At 31.3% G+C, this 12,383-nt stretch carries 11 protein-coding genes; 3 read left to right on the top strand and 8 right to left on the bottom strand.

Annotated features, from left to right (window positions below; all coding sequences use genetic code 11):
- The first annotated feature begins 44 nt into the window (after positions 1 to 44).
- Positions 45 to 587, top strand: a complete 543-nt coding sequence (locus HPY57_06925) for a thioredoxin family protein (protein ID NPV11505.1) — start codon at positions 45 to 47, stop codon at positions 585 to 587.
- Positions 588 to 930: 343 nt separating this feature from the next.
- Here HPY57_06925 and HPY57_06920 read toward each other — a convergent pair whose 3' ends face one another.
- Positions 931 to 1,542, bottom strand: a complete 612-nt coding sequence (locus HPY57_06920) for a hypothetical protein (protein ID NPV11504.1) — start codon at positions 1,540 to 1,542, stop codon at positions 931 to 933.
- Positions 1,543 to 1,606: 64 nt separating this feature from the next.
- On the bottom strand, positions 1,607 to 2,788 hold the full coding sequence (locus HPY57_06915; GenBank protein ID NPV11503.1) for a class I SAM-dependent rRNA methyltransferase: 1,182 nt from the start codon (positions 2,786 to 2,788) through the stop codon (positions 1,607 to 1,609).
- A gap of 202 nt (positions 2,789 to 2,990) precedes the next feature.
- Here HPY57_06915 and HPY57_06910 point away from each other — a divergent pair, with 202 nt between their 5' ends.
- Positions 2,991 to 3,509, top strand: coding sequence for a class IV adenylate cyclase (locus tag HPY57_06910; GenBank protein ID NPV11502.1), 519 nt, complete (start codon positions 2,991 to 2,993; stop codon positions 3,507 to 3,509).
- On the top strand, positions 3,510 to 6,668 hold the full coding sequence (locus HPY57_06905; GenBank protein NPV11501.1) for a hypothetical protein: 3,159 nt from the start codon (positions 3,510 to 3,512) through the stop codon (positions 6,666 to 6,668).
- On the opposite strand, the gene HPY57_06900 is transcribed toward HPY57_06905, so the two are convergent.
- From HPY57_06900 to HPY57_06875, 6 genes are all read right to left on the bottom strand, one after another.
- Positions 6,658 to 7,119 (bottom strand): hypothetical protein, encoded by a 462-nt coding sequence (locus HPY57_06900; GenBank protein ID NPV11500.1) that lies wholly within the window; start codon positions 7,117 to 7,119, stop codon positions 6,658 to 6,660. The two genes, HPY57_06905 and HPY57_06900, sit on opposite strands and share 11 nt — an antisense overlap.
- Before the next feature lie 62 nt (positions 7,120 to 7,181).
- Entirely contained in the window at positions 7,182 to 8,846 is a 1,665-nt protein-coding gene (locus tag HPY57_06895) for a carbon starvation protein A (GenBank protein NPV11499.1), read from the bottom strand.
- Between the two features lie 9 nt (positions 8,847 to 8,855).
- On the bottom strand, positions 8,856 to 9,239 hold the full coding sequence (locus HPY57_06890; GenBank protein ID NPV11498.1) for a YraN family protein: 384 nt from the start codon (positions 9,237 to 9,239) through the stop codon (positions 8,856 to 8,858).
- The gene (locus HPY57_06885) at positions 9,202 to 9,834 is read right to left on the bottom strand and encodes a ribonuclease HII (GenBank protein ID NPV11497.1); all 633 of its coding nucleotides are present in this window, start codon (positions 9,832 to 9,834) and stop codon (positions 9,202 to 9,204) included. The genes HPY57_06890 and HPY57_06885 overlap by 38 nt, the downstream gene beginning before the upstream one ends.
- Positions 9,831 to 10,670, bottom strand: a complete 840-nt coding sequence (locus HPY57_06880; GenBank protein NPV11496.1) for a geranylgeranylglycerol-phosphate geranylgeranyltransferase — start codon at positions 10,668 to 10,670, stop codon at positions 9,831 to 9,833. Before HPY57_06880 ends, HPY57_06885 begins: the two co-directional genes overlap by 4 nt.
- A gap of 1 nt (position 10,671) precedes the next feature.
- Positions 10,672 to 12,360, bottom strand: coding sequence for a BamA/TamA family outer membrane protein (locus HPY57_06875; protein ID NPV11495.1), 1,689 nt, complete (start codon positions 12,358 to 12,360; stop codon positions 10,672 to 10,674).
- Between the last annotated feature and the right edge of the window lie 23 nt (positions 12,361 to 12,383).

The following is a 12,383-nucleotide window of genomic DNA, read 5'->3' as shown; positions in this document are numbered from 1 at the left end:
TTTCAATAATTTCGATACAAAATTAAACAATAAAGGAGATAAAAATGGCAACAGAAGAACTTAAAATTGGCGATAAAGCTCCCGACTTCAACTTAATTGGAGTTGACGAAAAATATTATTCACTTGATTCATTTAAGGACAAAAAATTACTCTGTGTAATTTTCAGCTGCAATCATTGCCCATATGTTAAAGCTTATGAAGATAGAATTATTGCATTGCAGAAGGAATTTGAAAACGATTTACAAATCGTTGCGATTAACTCAAACGATGAAGTTAACTATCCCGAAGACTCTTTTGAAGAAATGAAAAAACGAGCAAAGGAGAAAGGATTTAATTTTCCTTATCTGCGAGATAAAGATCAAACTATTGCCGAAGCTTACGGAGCCACTCATACACCCGAAGTTTTTCTATTCGATCAGGAAAGAAAACTACAATATCACGGAAAGATTGATGACAATTGGAATTATCCCAATCAAGTCAAAGAAACTTACCTGAAGGATGCAATCAAAGCACTGCTTGAAGGTAGAGAAGTAAAGATTAAAGAGACATATTCAATCGGATGTACAATTAAGTGGAAGGTAAATTAATCTTTCAAGATTGGTTTATACCGAAGTAAATGAAGGAATTCAAACTCGATTATGTTCTTTTAAACTAGTCAAAACAGTTGATGAGCGGATAATCGAATTGTGTGAACCTAAGAAATAATTATTCTTTAATTTGTCTTTTTAGTTAAACTCTGCCAGAGACTTTTCCACCTCTGGCAGAGAAAAATAATAACTTTCCGTATTCGAGTTGATTAAAACGAATTGTCACAAAATTGAATCAGCCAAAATTACTCATCTAATGATTCCAATTCTTTGACAACATTTTTTTATCAAATAGATTTTATTGCTTCAATGTAAATCATAGTAATCAAGCAATTAGATAACTTTAAGGTGTGAAGCCAAAATTCAATGTGATAAATATCCCGCCTAAGTCTTTGCGTGTAAATCCTTCTAAATTTTCAACTCCTTCATTGAAGAAGTGAATGAATTGATATTTGAGGCTTATCCCAATCGGATTTTTTCTATCAAAGCCGAAATATGCACCTGCACCGATTGAACCACCAAGTGTATATCTTGCATGAGCATACTTGAAGCTTGTGAAGAATTCGTACTTATAAGGTGTTGTTATCGTCATTGCAGGACCTATTGCAACTTGAACAAAAGGTCTGAAGTTATCGACTATATCTTCTTTAAAAAGTCTGTACCTTAAACCAATATTAAGCGGCATAATAAAAACGCGATTCTTTTTGCCGACAACATAAACATTTCCCCAATAATCATAATATTCGAATTCCTGAGCATCTTTTGATTCAGAAAACATTAAATCTGCAAAGATTGATGTTGTCGGTGTGATCTCTTTGTTGTAAGTCAATCCAATTCCCAAACCACCTTCAGAAAAATGGAGATCAAAGTACATATTCGTGTAAAGCTTTTCCTGTCCATAAAGAAAAGTAAAAGCCATAAAAATCATTGATGAAATCAGAAAAACCTTTTTCATTTCTAAACTCCAGTAATATTCTCATTCATAATTTTCTTAAAAAAAATTTCACACACAACTTAAATCAATTTACAACTTTCAGCAACATAAATTTCAGGTAACGAGTTTCGGGCATTCTTGGGTGAATTGGATGATCAATAGAAGCTTCGCCTGTTTTCAAAATCATATATTGTCTTCCAGATTTCAGTGCTGCAGTCAAAACTATTTCCTGAAAGTCATCTTCACTTAAGTGATGCGAACAGGATGAAGTAAGAATATATCCACCCTCTCGGATCATATTGAATGCATGATTGTTAATCACATAGTAACCTTTCTTTGCCTGCGGAACATTTTTCTTTGTTTTTGTAAATGAAGGCGGATCGAGATTAATTACATCAAACTTTCGTCCTTCTTTTTTCATCACTTTCAAAATATCAAAAGCATCTTTTTTAATAATCTCAACTTTATCTAAATCAAAACCATTCAATTCAATATTTTCTTTGAATCGATCAAGTGATTCCTGAGAAATATCAATAGATGTAACTTTCTTTGCGCCACCGAGTAATGCAGCCAGAGAAAAACCACCTTCATTGCAAAAAACATCCAGCACCTCAGCATCTTTCGAAATTGGAATAAGTAAATGTCGGTTTTCTGTTTGATCGAGATAAATTCCTGTCTTCTGTCCTTCAAGCAAATTCACTTTCATTTTCAACTTACCATCAAAAATTATTTCTTCAACATTATCGCCATAAAGAACTTTAGTAAATCTTGGTAATCCTTCAAGTTCCCTTGCCGTTGTATCATTTCGAAGTACGATATTTTTAGCGTCAAATTCTTTTATAAGAAGATTTGTAATAATATCAAGATAATTTTCCATTCCAGCTGAATTAAGCTGAATCGAATAACTATCATTGTATTTATCTATAACGAGTCCAGGCAGAAAGTCACTCTCGCTGTGCACAAGTCGGTATGCAGTTCGGTTTGAACAAAATGTTTCACGAATTTCTCTTGCTCGTTTTAATCTTCTTGCAAAAAACTCACGATCAATTGGTTCTTTGGTCTTAGTTAGAATCCGAACCACTACCAATGAATTCGGATTGTAAAAACCAGTCCCAACAAATTCTTCTTTTGAATTGATCACATCAACCAGGCATCCAATTGGGAGAGATTTGTCAATTTTTTCAAGCTCGTTGCTGTAAACCCAGAGGTGACCTGCCCTTACTCTCTTCTCGTGACCTTTTTTTAATTTCAATACTGGGTATTCCATAATTCCTGATCTCCTTTTGTTTTGTTAACAAAGTTTTATAGATTTTTACAGAACGAATTTTTTATTCGTTCTATTTAACTGGGATAATCGGTATCGTACAGGTTCTGATACCTGGGATACAGGAAAAAATTCCTCCAGTTAATGCAAAATTAATTAAACTAAATTTTTCATTAAAAAATGAACAAACAAAAGGAAATTTCAAATGCCTGTAAATCTTGAAATTAAAGTTCCTGTCAAAAACCTTAAGAGTTTGATTGATATAATCGAAAAGGAAGGAGCTAAGAAAATTTATTCAGCACGGCAGGTCGATGTTTATTACAAATTAAATAATGGCAGATTAAAAATTAGAAATTCAAGCGGGAATGGAGAGAAATCAATTATTTTCTATAAAAGAATTGAGGATGGCTCTGAAAGATGGTCAGACTTTGAGGTAATTAAAGTTGATAATCCTGAAACATGGATTAAGTTTTTCGACAAATTTCTTGAGAGATTAGTCGTTGTCGATAAACATAGAACACTTTATCATCTTTTTAATACAAGAATTCATTTTGATAAAGTGCGTGGACTCGGAAATTTTATCGAACTTGAAACCAAGGTTGTTCGAAATAAAAATCAAGCAAAGAAAGAATTTCAAAAATTAATTGAATTGCTTAAACTTAATCCAGAAAAGCAAATTTTAAATTCCTATTCAGATTTGATTCTTAACAAAAGGAAATCATAAATGTATCTTTACACAAAAACGAAAGAAGAAGACTTTAATCCCTTCGAAGAAATTAATGCGAGACTTAGAGAAAATAAATTCTCCTCTTTCATTTATGTTGTGCCTACTCGTAGAAAAGTTAGATTTTTAAATCGTGAACTAACAGAGGCTGCACCGAATAAAGCAACTCCAAGATTAAACATCTACACAATCGGAGATCTTGCAGAAGAAATTTTTAAGAGCAAATTCACAGGATGGACAAAGATTACATCATCACTTCAATATTTCTTAATAAAAAAAATTCTTTCGGAGCTTGATCTGGAATATTTCGCTGTTAAGGGAAAGTACATTCCAAATGGATTAATTGAATTAGTAATCAATGTAATAACTCGATTAAAAGAAATCGGTTATTCCGACGCTGAATTCGAAAAAGAACTTGACGATTTTGAAGGTTACAATAAAATCAAAATGAATGACCTGAGTAAAATTTATTCCAGTTATCAGAAATTACTTAAAAACTTAAATCTCTTTGAGACTGGTGATGTTTATCTTAAAATTAATTCGATGAATTCAAAAGAAATAGAAGAAGCTTTTCGAAATATTTTTGATGAAGTCGATTACTTATTAATTACTGGATTTAATGAATTCACCAATCCTGAATTGAAATTAATTGAAGGGCTTTCTAAAATAAATAATCTCAAAATGACTGTTACACTTGATTTTCACGAAAGCAATAAAGAAATCTTCGAGAATCTAATCGATACACATCAGCATTTGATAAACATCGGTTTCCACTATATAATCACAAACAAATTTGAGAAAAATGACGAGTTCAATCAGAAAATTAAGAATGAATTATTTATTAATCCTTCAAAAGAAAAATTAAATGCTGGAAACATTTTTAAATTTTCTGGTTTTGATGCAAGAGATGAAATTGAAACCATTGCAAGAATAATTAAACATAAGGTTTTTCAAAATCCAAATCTTGATTTAAGTAAAATTTGTATTGCAATTAAGGGAATAAATGAATATTCAAATCTTGTCAGAGAAATTTTCTATAAATATGGAATCCCCGTAAATGTAACTGATAGATTTTATCTCAAAAACTCTCCGCCTGTTATCTCAATTATCCGTTTGCTCGATTTACTGCGGAATGATTTCTTTTACAAAGATCTTTTATATGTTCTGAGGTCAACTTATTTCACATTTGATCAGATAGATGTAGATAATCTAAGAGAAACTCTCGGCTTAATTAAAATAACCCGTGGGAAAGATAAAATTCTTTCATCAATTCAAAATAGATTAAAGTATCTTGAGTCAATTTCACTAAACGAATATCCTCAGAGGGATTTTGAAATTAAAAGATTAGAAAAAGCTTACAATGATTTTAATCAAATCGTTGATTTACTTTCGAAACTTGAAAACAATCAAACTCCTCAAAGTTTTGTGAAAAATCTTCGTGAGATTATTTACTCGCTCAAAATTTACGACAACATTTTCAATCAAGAGCTTTCAATCGATGAAGATATTAACATAATCACTTACTCAAAAGATGTAAGAGCATTAAACTTATTTGAATCAATACTTGAAGAGCTGGTTTATACTTTCGAAAAACTTCAGCTCCATAAAAAATATTTTTCTTTTAACGATTACTTTGATTTTATCACAACAGCTGTTTTTGGTTCAAGATATAATGTAAAAGAAAGATGGGGATATGGTGTTTTAGTTACATCGCCTGAAGAAATTCGCGGATTAAGTTTTTCTATCCTGTTTTTGCCTGGACTTGAAAACGGCTTATTCCCATCGAAATATTTCCCCCTGATTTTACTGGATGAAAAATATATTCGAACAGAAAGACAAAAATTACTTGAAGACAGATATTTATTTTATCAGTGCTTAAATGCCTTTGAAGATGAGCTTTACCTTTCATACCCAAGACAGGATGAAAAAAAAGAAAAGATACCGTCAGATTTTATAAATGAACTGGAAAAAATCTGTGAGATTAAAGAACTAAATTCTGATGCCTTAAATAATTTCATCTTCTCCATATCAGAGCTTTATGAAAAATATTCAGTTGAACAATTAATTGAATTAAGCAAAGACAATAGAGAACTAATTTCAAGATTAGCTAAGGTTAAAGAAGCAATTCAAAGAATTAATTATAGAATCTGTAATGATCTTGAAAGGGAAGGCAAAGATTACTGCGGTATAATAACTGACGAACAACTTCTAAAATTGCTCTATTCAAAACTCGATAAAGAGTTTTCAATAACAGAACTTGAAACTTACGCACAATGTCCTTTTAAGTATTTTCTAAATTATATTATTCAGCCGCAAGTTGAAGAAGAGATTGAAGAAGACATTCAGCGAAATGAATTTGGAATGATAATTCATCAGATACTTTATCAGTTTCTAAATAAACTCAAACAAGAAAGTCGAAATTTTTACGAGGAGTTAAAAACCAATAAGGATAATTTATCCAGAGAAATTAAAGAGATTGCCCGAGGTATACTCAAGTATTTTGAAAGATTTAATCCATTCTTCTTCCTGACAGAAGAAATAATTTTAGGTTCAGAGCAGCAAAAATCTATTCTTGATGAATTTTTAGATCTTGAGAAAAAATTAGTTGAGAGTCCCCATAGCTCTTTTATTCCAACTGAATTCGAAAAAACTATTGTTCAAGAATTTAATTCCAATAGTGAAAAGTTTAGATTAAAAGGAAAAATTGATAGGATTGATATTGATCCTGAAAAAAAAGAATTCAAAGTGATTGATTATAAAACAGGTGAATTACCTGACCGAGCTAATTACTTTGATAGAATTTCATTACAATTGCCTCTGTATTTGAAATTAGTAGAAAAATATTTTAAGTCGATCAATCTAGATCTCAATATTTCAGATGCAGAATTTCTAAAACTCTCACCAAAGAAAACGAACAACACAGAACGACGTTCTTTTAGAGATTTTTATCTTAAAAATATGGACGAAGACTTGAGGAATGAATTGGATCAGATTCTAATACTTGTTTCAGAGCTAATTCAAAACATTAAGAATGGGAAATTTAATTTAACCACAATTAAAAATTTTGAGGTTAGAGTTTGTTCAAAGTGTGGTTATCAGGGCATTTGCAGAATTGATTTGATTAAACAAAATTCAATTGAGATAGAGCTCACTTCCTGACAATTGTCATCATAGTTTTATTTGCCTGTTTTGATAAAATAACTGAAAGATCTTTCAATCCCTTCCAGTTAATCATTATCATATCGCCGAGTTCTGTTTTAGAGTAATTCTTAGAAAACTTTTTTTCAAGAGCAGCAAGTAAAATTTCGAAAAGTTTTTCCGAATCCTTTTCATTTTCTTTTCCATTCATTATCACTTTTCCTTTCTGTGAATTATCGACATCAAAAAGATATCCGACCTTCACAGAAACAGGATCTAAATAATCATAAAAGACAACACTCTTAAATTTAAGTATAGTTGTCTCCTCTAAATCTTTACCTTTCAAATTTGACTTAACTGTTTTGTAATTGAGATTAAATGGCTCATCAAGAAATTTTTCAAGGGAGAACTGAGCAAATGAAGATTGAACGAAAATGAAAGATAAAATTAGTATTAAAAGTTTATTGATCATATCAAACCTATTTTTGAATGATTAAATTTAATTTTTCTGAATTTGTTCCAGATACTCAAAATTCATTTTTCAACAACACCATAATTTTCAGCTCTAGCAAATTGTTCTTTTTGATTATTTAGAACCTGATAAGCTTTTATTCCAAGTAAAACAGCAAGGATAAATAATAAAACCGAAATGAATGATAATACATAATGATCTGTCACAAAGTTAGTGTAAATCAACATTGCAAGAGCAGTCAATGTAACAGTAAACATAAAGAACATAGGAATCATTACAAAAAATTTTTTCTCTTTTAAAAATGCAACATAAACTGTGAGTGCAAGCAAAGCGAGTGCAGCAAGCAATTGGTTGGCACTCCCAAAAACTGGCCAAATTGACATTGACTGTCCACTGAAAGTCAGAGCAGCTCCAACGGCGACTGTAATCGCTGTAGCCACAAAACGATTGCTTAAAATTTTATTACTTTCTTTTTCAGCTTGTTTGGTATTAATCTCAAAAAATTCTTGAAATGCATATCTAGCAAGTCTCGTTGCAGTATCGAGTGATGTTAATGCAAATGCTGAAACTGCGAGAGCCGAAAATGTTTTTCCTGTTTCAATTGAAATACCGAGAAATGGAATTGAATTTAGAAATTTCGCAACTCCCATCGAAAATGCAGGAACCGCCCCTTTGGTTTTCAATATTTCAAAAAATTCTTCACTAGCCATTGAAGCAACAGCAGTTAAAGACAAAACTGCTAGTAATCCTTCTATCAGCATTCCGCCATAACCAACAATTCGTGCATCAGTTTCTTTGTTTAATTGTTTTGCTGTTGTCCCACTTCCGACTAAAGAATGAAATCCGCTTATTGCTCCACAGGCAACTGTCACAAACAAAGCAGGGAAAAGATATCCAACTTTTTCAAGACTAAAAGTATTATATGCAGGCAGATTAATTTCCGGCTTTGTGAAGAAAACACCAACTAACCCTCCAAATAAAACTCCATAAAGCAGAAATGAATTAAGATAATCTCTCGGTTGAAGCAAAATCCAAACAGGTGTGACAGATGCAATAAAAACATAAACTAACAAAATTAATTGCCAACTTGTTTTACTTAAATTTATTGGGTAAATCATCCCGATATAAATTGCAAGTCCCATCAAAATTAGTCCTATTATTGTCGCTACAGTCAGGTTCATTTTCAATCTGTAAATCATCATCCCAAATAAAATCGCTAAGAAAATGAACAGAGTAGAAGCTGTTGCAACTGATGGAATGTTAGCGAAAGTTTCAGAAACAATTATAGTAAAGACCGCAATCACAAGTATTAAAGTTGCCCAGGCAAAAAGAAGGAATAGTTTTTTTCCACCTTCGCCAATGTAGGTTTCAATTATAAAACCAATTGATTTACTTTTATGTCTTACCGAAGCAATGATTGAAGAAAAATCGTGAACACCACCAATAAAAATTGCACCGAGAATAATCCAGAGATAAACAGGCAGCCAACCAAAGCCCGCAGCTATTACAGGACCAACAATAGGTCCTGCACCAGCAATTGATGCAAAATGATGTCCAAGTAAAACAGGAGCTTTTGCTGGAACATAATCAATCCCATCATACATCGTATGTGATGGAGTTAAATTTTCATCGCTTACTTTGAATTTCTTAATCAGGAAAGATCCGTAAAATTTATAAGCGAGAGAATAGAAAACGAGAGCAAGCAAAACAAGTTCAATTCCATTCATATTAACCTCCTAAAAGAAAGCATTCTCTATATGATTTATTTTTAATTCATCTTCTTTTTCACCAACGATTGTAATCACATCAAATCGACAGAGTTGTTCATTTATTCCATTGACATAAAAATAACCTTCTGCAATTCTCTTAAGCTGCTTTTGTTTTGATTTTGTGATTGAATACTCGGGTTCACCGAAATCATAATTTTTTCTTGACTTCACTTCAACAAAGACAAGACAATCACCATCTTTTGCAATTATATCAATTTCACCTTTACCGAACCTGAAATTTCTTTTTAAAATTTGATAACCTTTTGATCTAAGCAATTCTTCGGCAATATCCTCTCCCTTTTTTCCAAGACTCTTAGAATTCGATTTCTTGTTGTTCTGTTCTTCGCTCATAAATTTTTCTTAAAAATTTTTTCCTGTGAATTTCGCAAGGACCGTATTTTAAGATTGCTTCAATATGTTCTTGAGTAGGATAACCTTTATTCTTATGAAATTTATACTCAGGATATTTCTCTGATAATTCGATCATCAGCCTGTCTCGATATGTCTTTGCAAGTATTGAAGCCGCTGCAATTGAAAAACACTTCGAATCTCCCTTAACAATTGGCCTATTTTCCAATGATAAGTTCAAATTAAAATTTCCATCAACCAAAACTACTTCTGGAATTAATTTTAGCTCAAGGATTGCTTTTTCCATTGCAAAAAGTGATGCTCTCAAAATATTCATTTGATTTATTTGTTCCACATTAGCTATAAAAATCGAGTGCGCAAGTGCTTTTTCTTTAATTTCAATTTCTAACTTTTCTCTTTCCCTTTCACTCAATTTCTTTGAATCGTTAATTCCGTTAATCTCAACATCTTTATCAAAAATAACAGCAGCCGCTACAACTGGTCCAGCCAGCGGTCCTCTGCCAGCTTCATCTACTCCAGCAATTAAACGATAACCTTTTTCAAATAAATTCTTTTCTATTTTCTGAAAAGTTTTCAATTCATACCTATGTAAATAGCAATCAAACCAATTATCATCTCATATTTAATTAAATGACTGATTTTTCTCAATTTCAATCTATCTGGTTTATTCTTAATAATCTTAATTGAATAAACAAGCGGAAGATTAACACCGAAAAGGATTATTAATAGATAATAAACATTATAAATCTTCAATAGATAAGGTATAAATGTAGAAAGGATAGTGAGCACAATAAGAAAATTACAAACCTTTAGAGCTGTATTTTCACCATAAATAATTGGGAAAGTACTGAGATTTTTTATTCTATCACCTTCAATGTCTTCAACATCCTTTAAAATTTCGCGGGCAAAATTTATAAGTAAACCAAAAATGAATGGGAAGAGTAAAGGAACAATATTTCGACCGATAACTCCGCCATAAATAAATGCAAGTCCAGTCATAAATCCAACAACAAAATTTCCAATTACACCTTTGCTTTTAAGCTTATAACTGTAAAAGAAAATTAAAACAATCGAAATCAATGCAATCAGGAAAGCGTAAATGTTGGTTTGACTGACAAGAATTAAAGCAACAAGATTTAAGAAGAAATAATAAACAAGTGCTGATCTCAAAGAAATTTTCCCTGAGGGGATTGGTCTCTTGGGTCGATTGATTTTATCAATTTCGTAATCGAAATAATCATTAATAACCATACCAGCGCCGCCAATTAAAGCTCCTGCTAAAGAACCAAAGAAAGATGTGAAAGAAAAGGCAAGAGATTTGTCTGCAATAATTACAGAAACATAAATCGATAAAAAAGCAATAAAAAAATTAACAGGTCTGATTATTCTTATGTAATCAAAAATGTTTTTCATTTTAAAATAAACTTACAAATCCAAAATGAATTTTCCCTCTTGTAAATGTATCACCTTCACCAAGTGCATAATTAACTCTGAACAAACCAAGTCCTGTATTAAACGCAGCACCAACTCCATAACCAAACTTAAACTTGCTAATTTTTTCATTCAAGATATTTCTAAAGTAATAACCAATATCAATAAATGCAGAGAGATAGTCTGTGAAATTTGTAAATAAACGATATTCGAAATTAATCCAGAAGATTCTGCTTCCGCTGAATTGATTTTCTTCATATCCTCTGAGTGAATTCATTCCTCCGAAACGAAATAAATCACTAATTGAAATTCCATCTCCTGTGATAATTTTTGCATTCAAACCCCAGAAAAGAATTTGATTTCTAAAAATAGGTTGGTGAATTGATAGAGAAATACTCCCTCTTTGTTGATTGTATTTTTTTAATTCATTGGGATGATATTCTTTTTTTATTATTTGATTTAAATCTGTTTTGAACAATAAACCGGATTTTGTAAAAATTGGATTATCCCTTGAGTCGTACAACACTCCAAGACCATAAGAAAACATTGAACTTCTGTTCACATTGTTTGAAAAATAGTTCGATTGAGGAATTACCTGCCCAGTCGAAAAATTAAATAGAAACATAAAAGATTCAGTTAGAGATAAATCAAAATTTCCGATGAAAGTTCTTTGAATGTAAGTTGTATCCTGTTTGAACTGTTGAAAGATTGGAGTAATGCTAAGTGGAAAACCAAGAAACCAAGGTTCGAAATATTTGATCTCTAAATCTTGCGAAAGACGACTTAATTTATTCCATCGCAATGAAAAAGCTCTCAAAGTACCGAATAAATTTCTGAGCGAGATATTAACCTGACCTGTCAGATAACCTTTTTCTTTTTGAGTTGGAGCTGGAACATAACCTAAAATTCCGTCAAATGAATTTGTGTTTCCCTCTTTAACTTCTATTTTCAAAATTCCTTTTAAGCTGTCATCAAAGAAAAATTCAGGATTGTTTACCTGCGAAAAAATATTCAGTTTGTTTAATCTTCTTAAAACTTTTTGTGAAAGCTGTGGAGTGAAAAGTTCATTCTCCGAAATTCTCATTTCACGAATAATTACATCACGATTGGTAAATTTATTTCCAGTAATCTCAACTCTTGAAATCTTAGCTAGAGAGTTCAAATTCACATTAAAAATAATTTCTGTCAAAATGTTGTTAACTTCCTTCTCCAAGACTTCAAAATTTTGAAATTTAACCTCTGCAAAAAGATACCCTCTGTTTTCAAGTCTTTCCACAATTGCCCAGCCTGCTTTTCGAATATTTTCTTCATTTAAAATTGCATTGGTAAAAATAGATGATACTTCGTTTAGAACTTCTTCTGGACATTCTGACTCAATCGATGATACTTTTTTAATTAAATATCTATTGCCCTCTTCAATTTTTAGAAAATAAAAGATCTCTGAATCATTATAGGTCGAGTCAAAACTAATCTTATAATCATAGTAACCCTTTAGTTGAAGGAAATTATTGAGAAATGTCAGCAGCGAATCCAAGCTTAATTGAATTGTATCTTCTTCAACTTTTAGCGAAGAATAGAAATCTTTTTTCAATTGTAAATTTTTGAAGTGGATTAGAGATTTTTGTTGAGCTGAAAGCGTAAGCTCTGCAAAGAAGAATAATAGTATAACCAATAATTTATTCAGACTTCGACTTT

The organism is Ignavibacteria bacterium (genome assembly GCA_013177855.1).
GTDB lineage: Bacteria > Bacteroidota > Ignavibacteria > Ch128b > Ch128b > Ch128b.
Note: the sequence above shows the minus strand (reverse complement) of the source record. Positions and strands in the feature narration are given on the sequence as shown.